Raw genomic sequence first — 16,960 nt, 5'->3', positions numbered from 1 at the left:
CGTTGCTATCACGCATCGGCAGTTAAGCCCGGGTTACGCGCCCTTGCCGCGCGGGTGGGCATGTCTCAGTGCTCGACGGGGCCGCGATCGCCGAAGTTCAGTCGGCGCGTCACGTTATAGTCGAGCACCGCCATGACGAAATAGGCGCCCAGTTGCTTCACGCGTGTCCACCAGCCGGTGCGCGCCTTGTAGAGTTCGGGCGTGATCCGCTCCGACTGCGCGACTTCGCCGTCGACATAGGCACGGACGTGCGCGGCGAAGGCAGGATCGGCGACGCGCAGCATCAGTTCCAGGTTCAGGAACATGCTGCGAATGTCGAAATTGGCCGAGCCGATATGGACGACATCGTCGATCACATAGAGCTTGGTATGCAGTTTGGTCGGCTGATATTCATGGATCTGCACGCCCTTGCGCAGCAGCCCGGCATAGGTGAAGCGGGCCGCCCAGATCGCGGCGGTATGATCCAGCTTGGCGGGCAGAACCAGCCGCACGCGGCCCCGCCGCCCGGCCTTGTCGAGCCGCCGCAGCATCGCCGGGCTGGGCGCGAAATAGGCGGCGATGAGGTCGAGCGAGCGGGCACGCTCCATGTCGTGCTTCACCACGCGCGCCCAGGGCGAGAGGCGCCGCATCGGGCCACCGAACAGCCAGCGGGTGGCACCTTCCGGCTCGCTCCATGCCTTGAGCGTCCGGCCCAGCGAGCGGAGCGATGCGCGCGGGCGCTTGGCCCAGGCGGCGAGCGCGTCGAAATAGCCGGTGAGCCGTTCGGCGGCGGGGCCTTCGACCAGCAGACCTATGTCGCGCCACGCCTGATCGGCAACGGTGCCGAAATAGCTCGATTCGATGTTGAACCCGCCGACGATCACCCGCGCCTCGTCCGCCAGCGCCAGCTTCTGATGGTTGCGCAGCAGGTAGCGCCGCCCCCAGCGCGGCACGAAACGACAAACCTCCACCCCGGCGGCGTGGAGCGGCTCGAAGAAGTCGTTGCCCTGTGCATGTTCGCTGCCCAGCCCGTCGATGATCAGATACGTGCGCACCCCACGCCCGGCGGCATCGATCAGCGCCTGGCGCACCGCGGCGCCCGCTTCGTCGTCGAGATAGATGTAGTAAAGCACGCGCAGCGTTCGCTCGGCACCCGCGATGAGCGCGAGCAGTGCCTGCAGCCGCTCTGGGCCCTCGGGCAGCAGCGTCAGTCGGTTGCCCTCTACCGTGAAGCTGGGCTGCGAAAGCGGTGGCATGGTTGCGCCTTGCGCTGCATCGGCGCCAGCGGCAAGCGGCTCGGCATCGGCATAGGGCGCCATCGTGAATCGATTCTCCATCAGGTTCAGGGCCACAACGATTCAATCGCGAAACGGGTTCGTGCCCGCCCGCGGGCCGCTTTCCTTGACATTTCCACAGCCGGTCTCTAACTGGCCGGTCTTTCCCGGACACCCCTATCCCAAGGAAGCGTACATGGCGCGCGTCACAGTCGAGGATTGCGTCGACAAGGTTCCCAACCGGTTCGACCTGGTGTTGTTCGCCGCCCAGCGCGCGCGGCAGATCTCGGGCGGTGCCGATCTCACCCTCGATCGCGATCGCGACAAGAACCCGGTCGTCGCGCTGCGCGAGATCGCGGAAGAAACCGTGCGCCCCGATCATCTGCAGGAAGGCGTGATTGCCAGCCTGCAGCGCGTGCGGATCGACGACGAGGATGCGCCGGACGAGGTCGGCTCGATCCAGGCCCAGGCCGAGGCGCTCCGCCTCACCGCGGCGGCCCCGCCCCGCAACCAGAATCTGGGCGGCGACTACGAGGGCTGATCCCCTTCGCTGCTATCGGAACAGCAAAAGGGCTGGCGGAAACGCCGGCCCTTTTTGTTTGCCTATCGGATGGCGTGCCGAATCCGTTGCCCCAGGGCGGCATCGTCCAGCGGCTCCAGCGTAAGCAGCGTGGCATAGGGCTCACCTGCCAGCCCAAACAGCTCCGCGACAGCAGGTTCGGTTTTCGCGCCAGCGCGCCGCAGTGCCAGCACCGCATCGCGGAACGCGGCGCCGCCAAGGGCGAGGAGGCGCCTTTCGATCTGGAAATGGCGCCAGCCGGCCTGCTCGATTACCGGAAGCGCTTGGCCAAACAGTTCAAACACCCAGCCGGCACAGTGGAAGCGTGCAACGACCGGTCGGTCCTCGTCGCGCCACTGCCATATCGCGAAACCAGGGCAGTCGGCGAGAGCGCGCCACACCCCGTCGTCGAACTGCGACGGGTTGGGAGCGTGGCAGAGGATATCGATGTCGCTGCTCGGCAGGTCGAGGCCCAGCGGCGGGGTGCCGGCAATGTGCGGATCGAAAGCCGCTAGCCGTTCAAGCACACCGCTTTGCGCGAGCGCTGCGCCATAGGGCGGCCGATCCTGTGGCTTGTTCAACTGGGAGGGCGGTTCAGTCCGCGCTCGGCGGTGCCGCCTCGCTACGCCCCTTGAACCCCTGCGCCACGACATACCATTCCACCGAACCCTTGCGGCTGGCAGGCGGCTTGGCGTGCTTCACGGTGGCGAAGGCACGCTTCATTTCGGCGATCAGTGCCGAATCGGCCCCGCCGGCGAATACCTTGGCGACGAAGTCGCCGCCGGGTGCGAGGGTCTTGATCGCGAAGTCGAAGGCGGTCTCCACCAGCGCCATCGTCCGCAGCGCGTCGGTCTGCGGATGGCCGACCGTGTTCGCCGCCATGTCCGACAGGATCAGGTCCGGTGTTCCGCCCAGCGCCTCGATCAGCCGATCAGGGGCCGCATCGTCCATGAAGTCCATCTGGAGCAGCGTCGCGCCCTCGATCGGGTCGACCGGCAGCAGATCGATCCCGACCACCGCCGCCTTGGGCAGCACGCGACGGACCACCTGCGTCCATCCGCCGGGCGCCACGCCCAGGTCCACCACGCGCTTGGCGCCTTTCAGGAAGCCGAACTTCTCGTCCAGCTCGGTCAGCTTGTAGGCCGCGCGGCTGCGATAGCCCTCGGCCTTCGCCCGGCGGACATAGGGGTCGTTCAGCTGGCGCTCCAGCCAGCGCGTCGATTGCGCCGTACGGCCGCGCGCCGTGCGCACGCGGACATGGCCGCGACCACCGCCCCTGCTCATCGAATCTTCCTCACAAGCGCTTGGGCCGGATTACAGGGGCGCGCCCCCGATCAACCGGCGCAGAATACCTTCGCGAATGCCGCGATCGGCGATGCCTAGCCGTTCGGCAGGCCAGATGTCGAGGATCGTCTCCAGAATCGCGCAGCCCGCGACCACCAGGTCGGCGCGCTCGTTGCCGATGCACGGCACCTGGGCGCGCTGCTTGATGCTCATGCCGGCGATGCTCTGGCTGACCTCCCGCATCGCGGCGCTGGGCACGATCAGCCCGTCCACCGCCGAACGGTCATAGGAGGTGAGGCCCAGATGCACGCTGGCGAGCGTCGTTACCGTGCCGCTGGTGCCGAGCAGGCGCCGCGTACCCTTGGGCGGACGGAGCCGCTCGACGAACGGCGCGAAGCTTTCCCGCACCCGGGCGCGCATGTCGGCATAGGCGGCGGCGCGGGCGTCGGCAGTCACTGCCTTGCTCTGGCCGGTTGCCTCGCTGAGCGACACCACGCCCCACGGCGCGCTGTGCCAGTCGAGGATGCGGGGGATGGGGGCGTGCGAATCGACCAGCACCAGCTCCGTCGACCCGCCGCCGATATCGAACACCAACGCGGGGCCGTCACCGGGTTCGAGCAGCGCATGGCAGCCGAGCACGGCCAGCCGCGCTTCTTCCTCGGCCGTGATAATGTCCAGTGCGATGCCGGTCTCGCGATAGGCGCGCTCGATGAACTCGGCGCCGTTCACCGCCTGGCGGCAGGCCTGGGTCGCCACCGATCGGGCAAGCGCGACGTTGCGGCGCTTGAGCTTGTCCGCACAAATGCGCAGCGCCGCGAGCGTCCGCTCGATCGCTGCATCGGAGAGCCGGCCGGTGGTCGCCAGCCCTTCGCCGAGGCGCACGATTCGCGAAAAGGCGTCGATCACCGCGAAGCCCGCGCCTTGCGGGCGTGCGATCAGCAGGCGGCAATTATTGGTACCCAGATCCAGCGCGGCATAATGCCGCGATTCGGACCAGCGTTGCGGTCCTTTCGCGGCCGGCGCTTTCGCGGCCGGCGGCGCCACAGGGCGCGCAGCGGCAGCGCGCCTTCCGCGGGGCATTCTGGCGGAGCCATCCCCCATGTCATCACTCACTTATCTTCTTCCGTCACCGAACCAAAACGGTCCGGCCGGTGCTTGGATGCGAGGCTAGACGAGGTGGGGCGCAAGAGCAAGGCGAGTGCGAAATTGCGGCGTTGACATGGGCGCCGCATCCCCCTATCTGGCGCGACCTGTCCGGTGCCCCGTCGTCTAAAGGTAAGACTACGGACTCTGACTCCGTCAATTGAGGTTCGAATCCTCACGGGGCATCCAACAGCGCTTTCACCAGCATCCAAGTTCGTGCCGCCGGCGGCGTCGCTGCCGGTTCAGCCGGGTTTGGCGGTATCGGGAGCGCTTGGGGCGCTTGGTTCCTCGACGATGCCGATGAGGATGTCGCCTGCCTTCAGCAGCGCGTTGCCGCCCTTGTTCAGCAGACCGAGCAGGCCGAAGCCGATCACCGAGAGGACCACGCCACCGGTGTTCCCCTTGCCTTCGCGATCCTGGGCGCCCGAAAGCGCGATGTGCCCGTCCGGCGTCTCGACATAGAGCAGCCGCGCGCTGAGCCGCCCCTTGCCGCCGACCGCACCGGTATCTTTCGTCCCGATGATTTCGCCCCAGGCGGTCGCGCCGACGGGGATCACGGTGGCGCCATCGACGACCACCGGCGCATCGACGCGCAACCGGAAGCGATCGCCCGGTTTCGCGTCGCGGCTGTTCACTTCCTTCAACACCATCAGCCGCACCGCCATCCCGCCGGGGAGGCGGTGTGCGGGCGGCGCGGGAACGGTCTGCGCCGCCGCGCCGCCCAACGCGACGGCGGCCAGGATCATCGCTGCCGCACGTCGCACGCCTCGCATGCGCTTAGCGGTTCGCCGGTGCCGTCGCCGATGCCTCGGCAGGCAGGAACTTGATCGCGACCCCGGTCGCGTTGGACTTGCCCCAGCTGAACGCGGTCACGTGCGCGTCGCCATAGCTTGCCTTCACCACCGCATCGGCACCGAGCTTCTGTGCGCGCTCCCAGAGTTCGGCATAGATCTTCTTCTGCGACGGCGACTTGCTGAACACGGTCGCCTTGCGCACGCCCGCCTTGACTTCGCCGAGCACCTTGTAGGGGCGATCCGTGATGTCATAGGGAAATACCGGTACGCCGGCATCTTCATTGACGAGTGGTGCGGGTGCAGCCGGCTTGTCTTGCGCCTGTGCAGATCCCGCGATGCCGACGAGCAGCACGCCGCATGCGATTGCCGAAAGCTTCTTCATCATACCTCCCCTGTCGTACGACGGCGCTGTGCCGTTCGCCCCGCATCTTCGTACGGCAAGGTGACCGCTTCGTTCAATAGGCACTCGAACCGGGCAGGGACGGGAGCCGGCCAGGTTTGAGTACCTCGTTACTGCTGCGCGCCCTTTCGTCCGCCATCGTGGCGGGGCGCGCGCCGCCCTGTCGCGACCCAGCCATAGCCGAACAGCGCCACCAGCGCGGCAGCCGCCACCAGGAAGGGCAGCGACGCCCGGAACTCATACATCGCGACGCCGATCGACGGCCCCAGCACGAAGGCCGCGCCGTTGATCGACGTGACCCGCCCCGCCACCGATCCTTGCGCGTGCGGCCCTACCGCCAGCGATGCGCCGGCGGTGAAGCCTGGCCGGGCGAACCCCATGCCAAGCGCGATCATGGCATAGCCCAAAGCGATCCCGTACAGGCTCGTCGCATTCGCGGTGGCGAGGCAGCCCAGCGCCCCCAGCGCGGCGCCGGCGAGGATCAGCGCGCGCGGCTTCAGATCGAGCAGCGGGATCAGGCCCCATTGGACGAGCAGCGAGGCGCCGGCTCCGATCATCAGCACCAGCCCGGTGGGCTCCAGCGCGGCGGCGGGGGCGAGCGCCAGCCGATCGATGATCAGGAAGCCGATGGCCTGTCCCGTCATCGCTTGCGCGTGGCCGCTGACCAGACCGGCGATCATCCACGGGCGGACGCGCAGGTCGAAGGTGCGGACATGCTCGGCATGCTCGCCGGTAGCAGCGGCCACGCTCGCACCGGTGCCCTGGCCGCCGATCGAGGGATAGCTGGGGGCGGCGCCATGCTCGACGGCGCCCGAATCGCGCGGCAGCAGCCGCAGCACCGCGACGAACAGTACCACGCCCACCGCGCTTGCGGCGAAGGCGGGGCCGGATAGGCCGATCAGCGGCCCGCCGGGCCAGAGATGGCCCATCACCAGATAGGGTGCGACTGCCGGCCCCAGGATCGTTCCGAGCCCGAAGGCGGAGGCGAGCAGAGTCAGCGCCTTGGTTCGGTCCTCTCGGCTCGTGCGTGCGGCGACGATCGCCTGCACGGCCGGCGGCGCGGCCGATCCAAAGCCACCATAGAGCATGCGCCCGACGACGAAGGCGGCAAAGGTGGCGAACGGGCCCAGCACGCCGTTGATGCCAAGCGCGAGGCACAGCCCGCAAAGCCCCAGCGAGGCGGTGAAGCCGAGGATGCCGAGCAGCACCATGGTGCGGCGCCCGGCACGCTCGGATCGATTGGCCCAGAACGGTGCGGTCAGCATCCACAGCAGGGCGGAGACCGAAAAGACTGCCGCCACCGCGCTGTCCGCCGCGTGCAGCGAGCGGCCGAGAGCGGGCAGGATCGATTGCAGCGCGGTGTTGCCCGCCGCGATCATCAGCATCACGCCGAACAACAGCGCGAAATCGCGATCGATCGCCCGGCTCATGCGCGGCGCCACCGATAGCTGCGCTCGACGCGGGTGACGATCACCTCGTACCAATCGTACCAGCGTTCGCGGCCAAGGGCGCGGATCGCGGCATGGTCCGGATGGTCGCGCCACGCGGCGGCGCTGGCTTCGTCCGCCCAATAGCTGATCGTGATGCCGATGCCTCCTGCGCCGCGCTGCGATTCGATCCCGCGATAGCCGGGCTGTGCGGCGGCGAGCGTGTCCATCGCGTCGGCGGCAGCGGCATAGCCTGCCGCATCCTCGTCGGTGCGCTTCGAGACGAACAGCACCGCGGTCTGGCCTCTGTGATCCTCTCCCATATTGGAATCGTAGAACGCGCGGGCCGCTTTGCAATCCGGGCAACCCCTGCGAAAGCAGGCAGCGATGATCACCGATTGGCATTTCTATGCGCTCGCCGTCCCCGCGGTGCTGCTGCTCGGGCTTTCGAAGGGTGGCTTTGCCGGCATGGGCGCGCTGTCGCTGCCGCTGCTGGCACTGGCGATCGATCCGGTGCGCGCCGCCGCGATCACGCTGCCGATCCTGATTCTGCAGGATGTGGTGAGCGTATGGGCGTTCCGCCGCACGGTAGACTGGGGACTGCTGGCATGGATGCTGCCGGGATCGATGGCCGGGATCGCGCTGGGCTATGGGTTCGCCGCCAGCGTGTCGCCGGTGCTGGTGCTGGCGGCGGTGGGCGCGATCTCGATTTTGTTCGGGCTCTACCGGCTATGGGCGAGCGGGCGGGCCGCACCGGCGATGGCGGCACGCTGGCCGGAATGGGTGGGCAGCCTGTTCGGGGTGGCGTCCGGCTTCACCAGCCAGATCGCCCATGCCGGGCAGCCGCCCTTCCAGCTCTGGGTGCTGCCGCGAAACCTGCCGCGCGACCGGCTGGTGGGCACAACCGCGATCTTCTTCGCCGCGACCAACTGGATCAAGGTGCCGGCCTATTGGGCGCTGGGCCAGTTCACGGCCGCGAACCTGCTGACCTCGGCGGCGCTGTTCCCGCTGGCGCTGGCTTCGACGCTGGCCGGCGTGTGGCTGGTGCGGCGGGTATCGCCGGAGCGCTTCTATACCGCGATCTATGTGCTGATGATCGCGGTGGGCGGCGCGTTAATCTGGGAAGCGGTGGGGAAGACAGCTTCTTAAGTCCCTCCCCTTTATGGGAGGGGTTGGGGTGGGGCAGTGTCTCGCAGAGACCGATCCGCGTTCTGGAATCCCTCCACCCCGACCCCTCCTCCAAGGAGGAGGGGCCAAGAGGCGTCAATCGAACAGGCTCGAGACCGAGCTTTCGTCGGCGATGCGGCGGATCGCCTCGGCGATCAGCGGGGCGATCGTCAGGTGCCGGACCTTCTCGCCGGCCGCGACGATCTCGTGGTTGCCGATCGAATCGGTAATCACCAGCTCGCGAAGTTCGGACTTGGCGACGCGCGACATCGCGGCGCCCGAAAGCACGCCGTGGGTGCAGTATGCGACCACGTCCTCGGCTCCCGCCGCCTTCAGCGCCGCGGCGGCGTTGCAGAGGGTGCCGGCCGAATCGACGATGTCGTCGATCAGGATGCAGAAGCGGCCCTTCACCTCGCCGATGATGTTCATCACCTCCGATTCACCCGGACGCTCGCGGCGCTTGTCGACGATGGCGAGCGGCGCATTGTCGAGTCGCTTGGCGAGCTGGCGCGCGCGCACCACGCCGCCGACGTCGGGCGAGACGACCATCCACTGCTTGTCGATGAAGCGGGTCTGGATGTCGGCCGACATCACCGGGGCCGCGAACAGATTGTCCGTCGGGATGTCGAAAAAGCCCTGGATCTGCCCGGCATGGAGGTCGACCGAGAGGACGCGGTTGGCGCCCGCGGTGGTGATCAGGTTGGCGACCAGCTTGGCCGAGATCGGCGTGCGCGGGCCCGGCTTCCGGTCCTGGCGGGCATAGCCGAAATAGGGGAGCACCGCGGTGATCCGCTTGGCCGACGCGCGGCGGAGCGCGTCGATCATGATCAGCAGCTCCATCAGATTGTCGTTCGCCGGATAGCTGGTCGACTGGAGCACGAACACGTCCTCGCCGCGGACGTTTTCCAGGATCTCGACGAAGATCTCCTCGTCGGCGAAGCGGCGGACGTTCGCCTGGGTGAGGGGGATCTCCAGATAGTCGGCGATGGCGCTCGCCAGCGGCAGGTTCGAATTGCCGGCCATGAGTTTCATAAGATGCTGGCCTCCTGAGCCGCTCGCGATGTCCCGATGCCCGCGCCCTTTAGTGCGACGTTTCCGTGACGCAAAGAGGGCATTGCGACGCACGGTGTGCCAGCCTAGGCCCGAAGCATGACCGTCGTTACCCGTTTCGCCCCGAGCCCCACCGGTACGCTGCATGTCGGCAACCTGCGGACCGCGCTGCATAACTGGCTGTTCGCGCGCCGCCATGGCGGCACCTTCCTGCTGCGGATCGACGATACCGACCAGGCGCGATCGGAAGAACGATTCGTCGAGAGCATCCGCGCCGATCTGGCCTGGATGGGCCTCATCCCCGATGCCGAGGAACGCCAGTCCGCGCGGTTCGACCGCTACGAGGCGCGATTCGCCCAGCTGGTTGCCGATGGCCGCGTCTATCCCGCTTACGAAACCGCGCAGGAGCTAGAGCTCAAGCGCAAGGTGCTGCTCGGCCGCGGGCTGCCGCCGGTCTATGATCGCGCCGCGCTGGCGCTGACCGATGCGGGTCGCGCCACGCTGGAGGCCGAAGGCGTGCGCCCGCACTGGCGCTTCCGGCTCGACCATGACGAGGCGATCGCGTGGGAGGACATGGTGCGCGGGCCCCAGCGCTTCGAGGCCCGGCTGCTCAGCGATCCCGTGGTGCGGCGCGCCGACGGCTCCTGGCTCTACCTGCTGCCGAGCGTGATCGACGATATCGACATGGGTGTCACCCATGTCGTGCGCGGCGAGGACCATGTCTCGAACACTGCCAGCCAGATCCAGATGTTCACCGCCCTCGGCGGCGCGGTGCCCGGCTTCGCGCACGAGGCGCTGCTGACCGGCAACGAGGGCAAGCTGTCGAAGCGGCTGGGCTCGCTCGGCATCGACCATTTCCGTGACGTCGGCATCGAACCCCAGGCACTGATCGCGCTGCTCGCCCGGCTCGGCACCAGCGATCCGGTCGAACCCTTTGCCGATCCGACGCCGCTGATCGCGAGCTTCGACTTCGGCCGCTTCGGCCGCGCGCCGGCACGGTTCGATGAGGCCGAGCTTGCCCAGCTGAACGCCCGGATCGTCCACCAGCTGGATCATGCCGCCGTCGCCGATCGGCTGCCCGCGGGAATCGATGTGGCGGGCTGGGACGCGATTCGGCCGAACCTTTCCACCGTCGCCGAGGCCGCCGATTGGTGGGCCGTCGTCCAGGGTCCGATCGCTCCGCCGCCGGTGGCGGAGGAGGATGGCGACTTCCTCGCCCGTGCACGGGTGGTGGCGGCGGAGCTGGACTGGTCGACCGATCCGTGGCGCACACTGACCGATGCGCTGAAGGTCGCGACCGGTCGCAAGGGCAAGGCGCTGTTCCTGCCGCTCCGCCGCGCCCTGACGGGACGCGACCATGGACCGGACATGGCCGCGCTGCTCCCCCTCATCGGCAAGGATCGTGCGCTGGAACGGCTGGCCACAGGCTGAGCCGCTCCATCTTTACGACATTCATGTAACGTTGTACCATCTCCTTCATCCGGCGTTCACAGACCGGTGTTGGAGAAGGAGTGCAATCTGATGCATGCCGATACCCGTTATCATGCCAGCGCACCGCGATCGGTCAGCTTCGGCGCGGCGCTTGCCATCAACGGCGCGATCATCGCCGGAATGATCTTCGCCGCGCCGAACATCATCGTGCTGAAGGACCCGGATACAGTGATGCGGCCGATCGACATTCGCGAGGCGCCGCCACCGCCGCCGGTCGACGACCCCAAGCCCGTTGAGAAGGTCCAGCCGCGCACGTCGCAGCCCCCCTTCCTGGAAAAGCCGGTCGTCGACACGATCAGCGAAACCAGCATCCGGACCACCACGATCCTGCCCGATGCGCTGCCGACGAACGAAAAGCCCACCGACCCCGGTCCCGTGACCGTCATCGAACCGGCCAGGCCCGCGCCCGCGCCCGCGCTGATTGGCGCGACCACCGATCCCCGCTACGCCCAGGATTTCCAGCCCGAATACCCCTCGCAGGAGATCCGCGCCCAGCGTGACGGGCTGGTCACCTTGCGCGTGCTGATCGGTGCCGACGGGCGGGTTAAGGCGGTGGAGCCGGTAAGCGCCACCAGCGACGCCTTCTTCGCGGTCACCAAGCGTCAGGCGCTCGGCAAATGGCGGTTTCGGCCGGCGACGCGCGGCGGGGTGGCCGAGGAAAGCTGGAAGACCATGACCGTGCGCTTCCGGATCGAAGACGCGCGCTGATCGCCCTCCGGCCAGTGCTGCGTGGACGCGGGGGCTGGCCCTGGAGCCCCCGCGTCCCTATCTTCGCCCCGCGATGACCTTCCTCAAAAACATCTCGCCGCTCCGGGCGCTGCGCGACCTGCGTGGCTATCTGGCGACGCGCAAGAAGCACGAACTCTGGTTCATGATCCTCGCGCTGGCGGTCACGTTCGGCATCATCGTGATGTTCGTGAAGGACTCGCACGTGCCCGTGCCGTACAAGAAGAACATCATCTATGTAGACAGTTGGCCGATCACCCGCACGGAAGCGGAGATCCGCGCCAAGCAGAAGGTGGATGAGGCCAAGCGCCAGCAGGAGGAAGCGGCGCTGCTGGAGCGTCAGAAGAAGCGCCAGGCCGAGTTCAAGAAATATGACGACTGGCTGAAGAAGCACGGCATTTGAACGACGCGCGCTGGATGGCAGTGGCGCTCGGGCTGGCCGAGCGGGGCAAGGGGCGAACGGCGCCCAACCCCAATGTTGGCTGCGTCCTGGTCCGCGATGGGCGGGTCGTGGGTCGTGGGTGGACCCAGCCTGGCGGCCGCCCTCACGCAGAGGCACTGGCACTGGCGGAGGCGGGCGATGCGGCGCGGGGGGCTACGGCATATGTGACCCTGGAGCCCTGTGCGCATGTTTCGCCGCGCGGTCCGGCATGTTCCGATTTGCTGATCCGTGCCGGCGTGGCGCGCGTGGTGGCGGCGCTGCGAGATCCCGACCCCCGCACCGACGGCACCGGCTTCGCACGTCTCCAGGACGCGGGAGTCGCGGTCGATTCCGGGCTGATGGCGGCAGAGGCTCGGCGCAGCATGGCCGGTTTTCTCACCCGCCTTGCCAGGGGCCGCCCGCAGGTCACCCTCAAGCTCGCCACCTCGCTCGACGGCCGCATCGCGCTGTCGACCGGCGAGAGCAAGTGGATCACCGGCCCCCAGGCCCGCGCCCATGTCCATCTCGAGCGCGCCCGGCACGACGGCATCCTCGTCGGTCGCGGCACCTTCCTTGCGGATACGCCCAAGCTCGACGTCCGCCTGCCCGGCTTGGCCGATCGCGCGCCTCGGCGGATCCTACTTTCTTCCACCGGCCCCACCCCGCCCGGCTGGGAGCGGATCGCTGATGTGGCCGATATCCGCCATCTCGCGGGGATCGATACGCTGATGGTCGAGGGTGGCGCCAAGGCGGCGACTGCCTTTCTCCGCGCCGATCTGGTCGACCGACTTCTTCTCTACCGCGCCCCGATCCTGATCGGCGGCGGCAAACCTGCGATCGAGGCGTTCGGCCTCGCCGCATTGTCCGAGGCGCATGATCGCTGGCGTCTACTGGACTCTCGACTGCTTGGCAGCGATCGGTTCGAGGTCTACGAGCGCAACTGATGTTCACCGGAATCGTAAGCGATGTCGGCACGATCGACGCGATAGAGCGCCAGGGCGACCTGCGCGTGCGTGTGTCGACGGCCTATCCCACCCATGAGATCGATCTCGGCGCCTCGGTCGCCTGTTCGGGCGTGTGCCTGACGGTGGTCGACAAGGGCCCCGGCTGGCTCGACTTCGACGTGTCGGGCGAGACCGTGTCGCGCACCGCCGACGACCAGTGGACCGCCGGCCGCAAGCTCAACCTCGAGCGCGCACTGCGTCTCGGCGACGAGCTGGGCGGGCACATCGTCACCGGCCATGTCGACGGCGTCGGCCGGGTGAAGCTGGTCGAGGCGATCGAAGGCTCGCACCATGTCGTGATCGCGGCGGGGCCTGAGATTGCGCCCTATGTCGCCCCCAAGGGCTCGATCACCGTCGACGGCGTCTCGCTGACCGTCAACGCGGTGGACGACACCCCCGAGGGCGTCGAATTCCACCTCAACATCATCCCGCACACCGCGGCCGTCACCACCTTCGCCACGCTGGCGGAAGGGCAGGCGGTCAATCTGGAGATCGACGTGCTGGCACGCTATCTCCAGCGCATGGAGGCATTGCGTGCCAAAGGCTGAACTCGCCGCGCTCAAGCACGGCTTTCTCTCCTCGCCCGAGGAACTGATCGACGAGGCCCGCAACGGCCGCATGTTCATCCTGGTCGATGACGAGGATCGCGAGAATGAAGGCGATCTGGTCATCCCCGCGCAGATGGCGACGCCCGATGCAATCAACTTCATGGCCAAGTACGGCCGCGGGCTGATCTGCCTGGCAATGACCAAGGCGCGCGTCGACCAGCTCGGGCTCGAGTTGATGAGCCGCGCCAACGGCACCCGGCACGAAACCGCCTTCACCGTCTCGATCGAGGCGAAGGAAGGCGTGACCACGGGCATTTCCGCCGCCGACCGCGCCCGCACCATCTCGGTCGCGATCGACAGCACCAAGGATCGCACGGATATCGTCACCCCGGGCCACGTCTTTCCGCTGGTCGCCCGCGACGGCGGCGTGCTGGTTCGCGCCGGCCATACCGAGGCGGCGGTGGACGTCGCCCGCCTCGCTGGCCTCAACCCCGCCGGCGTGATCTGCGAGATCATGAAGGACGACGGGACGATGGCGCGGCTCGACGACCTTGTCGGCTTCGCCCAGCTCCACAACCTCAAGATCGGCACTATCCGCGACCTGATCGCCTATCGCCGCCGCCACGACCATCTCGTCGAGCAGCGTGCCGAGGCGAGCTTCACCAGCCCCTGGGGCGGGGACTGGCGCGCGCTGACCTTCTGGAACAAGGCGACCGGCAGCGAGCAGCTGGCGCTGGTCAAGGGCAGCATCAATCCGGACCAGCCGACGCTGGTCCGCATGCACCAGCTCTCTCCGTTCAGCGACCTGTTTGGCGAGGATGGCCCGCGCGGCGGGCTGCTCCGCAAGTCGATGGAGATCATCGGCCGGGAAGGTGCTGGCGTGATCGTCGTCATCAATCGCCCGCGCGCCGACAGCTTCACTCTTGCGCTCCAGGCGCGCAGCGGTGCGATTCCGGCCAAGGATATGGACGAGCTGCGCGACTACGGCGTCGGCGCTACCATTCTTACCGAACTCGGCGTGCAGGACATGATCCTGCTCACCAACACCCATCACACGCTGATCGGGCTCGACGGCTACGGCCTGTCGATCGTCGGTGAGCGCCCCATCGATCCGGAGCAATAATGGCCAACATCCTCATCGTCGAAGCGCGCTTCTACGAGCATCTCAACGACATGCTGATCGCCGGTGCCAAGGCGGCGATCGAGGCGGCGGGCCACAAGGCTGAGGTGATCACGGTGCCGGGCGCATTGGAGATCCCGGGTGCGGTCGCGCTGGCGGCGGACAGCGGCCGGTACGACGCGTTCGTTGCGATCGGCGTTGTGATCCGCGGCGAGACCTATCATTTCGAGATCGTCGCGGGCGAGAGCGCGCGCGGCCTGATGGCCCTCTCGATGGACGGCGTCGCGATCGGCAACGGCATCCTGACGGTCGAGAACGAGGCGCAGGCCCTGGTCCGCGCGGACCCCGCGCAGAAGGACAAGGGCGGCGAGGCGGCCAAGGCGGCGCTGGCGATGCTCGCGCTCAAGGGCAAGTTCGGCTGATGCAGGTGCCGGTGCTCGAAACCGAGCGCCTTATCCTGCGCCAGCACGAGGCTGGCGATTTCGAGGCATGGGCGGCGTTCCATGCCGATCCGGACGCGATGCGGTTCCTGGGCGGCGTCCAGCCGCGGGGCACCGCCTGGCGCGGCATGTGCAGCATGGCGGGCGCCTGGACGATCCGCGGCTTCTCGATGTTCGCGGTGATCGAGCGGGCGAGCGGCCGCTGGATCGGTCGCATCGGTCCGCATGCGCCGGACGGCTGGCCCGGTCTGGAGGTCGGCTGGGGTGTGGCGCGGGAGGCGGCGGGCAAGGGCTATGCCCGCGAGGCGGCCACGGCGGCGATCGACTATGCCATCGACGTGCTCGGCTGGGACGAGGTGATCCACACCATCGATCCGGAAAATACAGCCTCGATCCGGCTGGCGCAGGCGCTGGGCGCGGAGAATCGCGGGGCTACCCAGCTTCCGGCGCCGCTTGAGGATTTCCGCGTCGATCGGTGGGCGCAGACCGCCGATCAGTGGCGCGTCCGCCGCGCGGCGCAGGGCTGACACGATGGACATGCCGCCCACCCGCTATCGTGTCGAAGAGCGGGGAAGGCGGCTCGTCGTTGTCGATCGCGCTACCGGCCGCGAAGTCTCCCAGACCAAATCTCCCCTTCCGCTGGCGGGAGGGATCGGGGGAGGAGGGAATGGCGACCAAAAGCGACAGCGATTGCGGATAGCCCCTCCCCCAAGGGGTGGGGGTGCGCAGGGTTGGCGGTTCGGAATACAACGTCCGGCCGCTACGCCGGACAGCTTCGTCACCCGCCGTTGGTTCGACACCAAGGCGCCGCGCACGATCAAGCTCAATTACACCGCGCATTCCCGGCTGGCGGCGCTGCGCTTCGGCGGCGCGATCCTGATTGCGCTGCTGGTGACGGGCAGCTTCCTCTTCTGGCCCTGGTTCCCCTTCACCCTCGCCGCGGTGCTGACCCCGCAAAAGACCCGTGAGTCTCTTCGCGCGGCCAGCACCCGATGGCTCGACGGCTTCGATCAGGCCGATGCAAGCGCCAGTTCGTCGGCGGTGGGATAGTCGGTATAGCCCTCGGCGCCGCCGACGTAAAACAGCTCCTCGCGCTGCGGATTGAGCGGCAGCCCGTCGCGCAGGCGGCGCGGCAGGTCCGGATTGGCGAGGAAGGTGCGGCCGAAGGCGATGGCGTCGGCCTCGCCCGCGTCCAGGGCAGCCTGCGCACTGTCCGCATCATAGTCGGAATTGAGCGCCAGCACGCCGGAATAGACCTTGCGCATCACCGGATGGATCGGTGGCTGATCGGGTTCCCCACGGCTGCCGCCCGGACGCGGTTCGCGCATCTCGAGGAACGCCACGCCGATATCGTCGAGCGCTGCGGCCGCGGCTTCGAAGAGCGGCACCGGATTGCTGTCGTTGACGCCCTGCACTTCGCCATTGGGCGAAAGGCGCACGCCGGTGCGCTCTGCCCCGATCGTGTCGACCACGCGCTGGCTCACCTCGCGCAGCAGTCGGATGCGGTTCTCGATCGATCCGCCATACGTGTCCTCGCGGAAGTTCGAATTGTCGCGCAGGAACTGGTCGATCAAATAGCCATTGGCGGCGTGGATCTGCACCCCGTCGAATCCGGCGCGAATCGCGTTTTCGGCAGCACGCGCATAGTCATCGAGGATGCCGGGGATCTCGTCGGTGCGCAGCGGCCGGGCCTGGCCGTAGGGGCGCTTGATCTCGCCGGAATCCTCCGCGGGATAGGTCCGCACCTCGCCCGGCGCGGTGGTTGCTGACGACGAGACCGGCGGCTCGCCCCCGAGAAAGTCGGCATGGACCAGCCGGCCCATGTGCCAAAGCTGCGAGACGATCTTGCCGCCGGCTTCGTGGACCGCCGCCGTGATCGGCTTCCAGGCCTCGACCTGCTCGTCGCTCCAAATGCCCGGGGCATAGGCCCAGCCGAGCCCTTGCTGGCTGATGCCGGTCGCTTCGCTGATGATCAGGCCGGCGCTGGCACGCTGGCGATAATAGTCGGCCATAACGGGCGTCGGCACATGGCTGCGGGTCGAGCGACCGCGGGTGAGCGGCGACATCCACACGCGATTGGCGGCGTGGATCGCGCCGAGCTGAATGGGATCGAACAGGCTGGGCATCGAAATT

21 protein-coding genes and 1 tRNA gene are annotated in these 16,960 nt (G+C 67.9%); 12 read left to right on the top strand and 10 right to left on the bottom strand.

The features are described from left to right. Nucleotides 1–65: 65 nt before the first annotated feature. A complete protein-coding gene (locus tag OIM94_RS11965) occupies nucleotides 66–1,235 on the bottom strand; it encodes a phospholipase D-like domain-containing protein (RefSeq protein ID WP_413716401.1) in 1,170 nt (389 codons plus the stop codon). Nucleotides 1,236–1,449: 214 nt separating this feature from the next. Here OIM94_RS11965 and rpoZ point away from each other — a divergent pair, with 214 nt between their 5' ends. Continuing rightward, the gene (rpoZ, locus tag OIM94_RS11960; protein WP_264606951.1) at nucleotides 1,450–1,794 is read left to right on the top strand and encodes a DNA-directed RNA polymerase subunit omega; all 345 of its coding nucleotides are present in this window, start codon (nucleotides 1,450–1,452) and stop codon (nucleotides 1,792–1,794) included. A 62-nt stretch (nucleotides 1,795–1,856) separates the two neighbouring features. On the opposite strand, the gene OIM94_RS11955 is transcribed toward rpoZ, so the two are convergent. The 3 genes from OIM94_RS11955 to OIM94_RS11945 are packed head-to-tail and all read right to left on the bottom strand — an operon-like array spanning nucleotide 1,857 to nucleotide 4,197. Beyond that, complete coding sequence (locus OIM94_RS11955) at nucleotides 1,857–2,393, bottom strand: DUF4269 domain-containing protein (RefSeq protein ID WP_264606950.1); 537 nt, start codon at nucleotides 2,391–2,393, stop codon at nucleotides 1,857–1,859. A gap of 13 nt (nucleotides 2,394–2,406) precedes the next feature. Beyond that, entirely contained in the window at nucleotides 2,407–3,096 is a 690-nt protein-coding gene (locus OIM94_RS11950) for an RlmE family RNA methyltransferase (protein WP_264606949.1), read from the bottom strand. A gap of 30 nt (nucleotides 3,097–3,126) precedes the next feature. Beyond that, nucleotides 3,127–4,197: a Ppx/GppA phosphatase family protein gene (locus OIM94_RS11945; protein ID WP_264609897.1), complete on the bottom strand. Its 1,071-nt coding sequence runs from the start codon at nucleotides 4,195–4,197 to the stop codon at nucleotides 3,127–3,129. A 157-nt stretch (nucleotides 4,198–4,354) separates the two neighbouring features. On the opposite strand from OIM94_RS11945, the gene OIM94_RS11940 reads away from it, so the two are divergent. Then, nucleotides 4,355–4,428: transfer RNA gene (locus OIM94_RS11940), tRNA-Gln, on the top strand. Between the two features lie 53 nt (nucleotides 4,429–4,481). Here OIM94_RS11940 and OIM94_RS11935 read toward each other — a convergent pair. From OIM94_RS11935 to OIM94_RS11920, 4 genes are all read right to left on the bottom strand, one after another. After that, on the bottom strand, nucleotides 4,482–5,012 hold the full coding sequence (locus tag OIM94_RS11935; protein WP_264606948.1) for a hypothetical protein: 531 nt from the start codon (nucleotides 5,010–5,012) through the stop codon (nucleotides 4,482–4,484). A gap of 4 nt (nucleotides 5,013–5,016) precedes the next feature. Further along, a complete protein-coding gene (locus OIM94_RS11930; RefSeq protein ID WP_264606947.1) occupies nucleotides 5,017–5,415 on the bottom strand; it encodes a hypothetical protein in 399 nt (132 codons plus the stop codon). A 128-nt stretch (nucleotides 5,416–5,543) separates the two neighbouring features. Beyond that, entirely contained in the window at nucleotides 5,544–6,863 is a 1,320-nt protein-coding gene (locus OIM94_RS11925) for an MFS transporter (protein ID WP_264606946.1), read from the bottom strand. Continuing rightward, nucleotides 6,860–7,183, bottom strand: coding sequence for an antibiotic biosynthesis monooxygenase family protein (locus OIM94_RS11920; RefSeq protein WP_264606945.1), 324 nt, complete (start codon nucleotides 7,181–7,183; stop codon nucleotides 6,860–6,862). The genes OIM94_RS11925 and OIM94_RS11920 overlap by 4 nt, the downstream gene beginning before the upstream one ends. Nucleotides 7,184–7,247: 64 nt before the next feature. Here OIM94_RS11920 and OIM94_RS11915 point away from each other — a divergent pair, with 64 nt between their 5' ends. Next, nucleotides 7,248–8,009, top strand: coding sequence for a sulfite exporter TauE/SafE family protein (locus OIM94_RS11915; RefSeq protein ID WP_264606944.1), 762 nt, complete (start codon nucleotides 7,248–7,250; stop codon nucleotides 8,007–8,009). Nucleotides 8,010–8,123: 114 nt separating this feature from the next. Here the strand turns inward: OIM94_RS11915 and OIM94_RS11910 are convergent, their stop codons facing one another. Beyond that, a complete protein-coding gene (locus OIM94_RS11910; RefSeq protein ID WP_264606943.1) occupies nucleotides 8,124–9,059 on the bottom strand; it encodes a ribose-phosphate pyrophosphokinase in 936 nt (311 codons plus the stop codon). A gap of 117 nt (nucleotides 9,060–9,176) precedes the next feature. On the opposite strand from OIM94_RS11910, the gene gltX reads away from it, so the two are divergent. From gltX to OIM94_RS11865, 9 genes are all read left to right on the top strand, one after another. After that, complete coding sequence (gltX, locus tag OIM94_RS11905; protein WP_264606942.1) at nucleotides 9,177–10,508, top strand: glutamate--tRNA ligase; 1,332 nt, start codon at nucleotides 9,177–9,179, stop codon at nucleotides 10,506–10,508. A gap of 90 nt (nucleotides 10,509–10,598) precedes the next feature. Further along, complete coding sequence (locus OIM94_RS11900; protein WP_264606941.1) at nucleotides 10,599–11,276, top strand: energy transducer TonB; 678 nt, start codon at nucleotides 10,599–10,601, stop codon at nucleotides 11,274–11,276. A gap of 73 nt (nucleotides 11,277–11,349) precedes the next feature. Continuing rightward, nucleotides 11,350–11,697 (top strand): hypothetical protein, encoded by a 348-nt coding sequence (locus OIM94_RS11895; RefSeq protein ID WP_264606940.1) that lies wholly within the window; start codon nucleotides 11,350–11,352, stop codon nucleotides 11,695–11,697. 14 nt (nucleotides 11,698–11,711) lie between these two features. Beyond that, on the top strand, nucleotides 11,712–12,659 hold the full coding sequence (gene ribD / locus OIM94_RS11890; protein WP_264609896.1) for a bifunctional diaminohydroxyphosphoribosylaminopyrimidine deaminase/5-amino-6-(5-phosphoribosylamino)uracil reductase RibD: 948 nt from the start codon (nucleotides 11,712–11,714) through the stop codon (nucleotides 12,657–12,659). Next, complete coding sequence (locus OIM94_RS11885; protein WP_264606939.1) at nucleotides 12,659–13,267, top strand: riboflavin synthase; 609 nt, start codon at nucleotides 12,659–12,661, stop codon at nucleotides 13,265–13,267. The genes ribD and OIM94_RS11885 overlap by 1 nt, the downstream gene beginning before the upstream one ends. Then, on the top strand, nucleotides 13,254–14,390 hold the full coding sequence (gene ribB / locus OIM94_RS11880; RefSeq protein ID WP_264606938.1) for a 3,4-dihydroxy-2-butanone-4-phosphate synthase: 1,137 nt from the start codon (nucleotides 13,254–13,256) through the stop codon (nucleotides 14,388–14,390). The genes OIM94_RS11885 and ribB overlap by 14 nt, the downstream gene beginning before the upstream one ends. Continuing rightward, entirely contained in the window at nucleotides 14,390–14,809 is a 420-nt protein-coding gene (gene ribH, locus OIM94_RS11875; protein WP_264606937.1) for a 6,7-dimethyl-8-ribityllumazine synthase, read from the top strand. Before ribB ends, ribH begins: the two co-directional genes overlap by 1 nt. Continuing rightward, nucleotides 14,809–15,354 carry a GNAT family N-acetyltransferase gene (locus tag OIM94_RS11870; RefSeq protein ID WP_264606936.1) on the top strand — a complete coding sequence of 182 codons (546 nt, stop codon included), beginning with the start codon at nucleotides 14,809–14,811 and terminating at the stop codon, nucleotides 15,352–15,354. The genes ribH and OIM94_RS11870 overlap by 1 nt, the downstream gene beginning before the upstream one ends. Nucleotides 15,355–15,517: 163 nt before the next feature. After that, entirely contained in the window at nucleotides 15,518–15,877 is a 360-nt protein-coding gene (locus tag OIM94_RS11865) for a hypothetical protein (RefSeq protein ID WP_264606935.1), read from the top strand. Here OIM94_RS11865 and OIM94_RS11860 read toward each other — a convergent pair. After that, nucleotides 15,838–16,953, bottom strand: coding sequence for an alkene reductase (locus OIM94_RS11860; RefSeq protein WP_264606934.1), 1,116 nt, complete (start codon nucleotides 16,951–16,953; stop codon nucleotides 15,838–15,840). The two genes, OIM94_RS11865 and OIM94_RS11860, sit on opposite strands and share 40 nt — an antisense overlap. Nucleotides 16,954–16,960: the final 7 nt, after the last annotated feature.

The sequence above is a fragment of the Sphingomonas sp. R1 genome, assembly GCF_025960285.1.
In the GTDB taxonomy this organism is placed as follows: domain Bacteria; phylum Pseudomonadota; class Alphaproteobacteria; order Sphingomonadales; family Sphingomonadaceae; genus Sphingomonas.
Note: the sequence above shows the minus strand (reverse complement) of the source record. Positions and strands in the feature narration are given on the sequence as shown.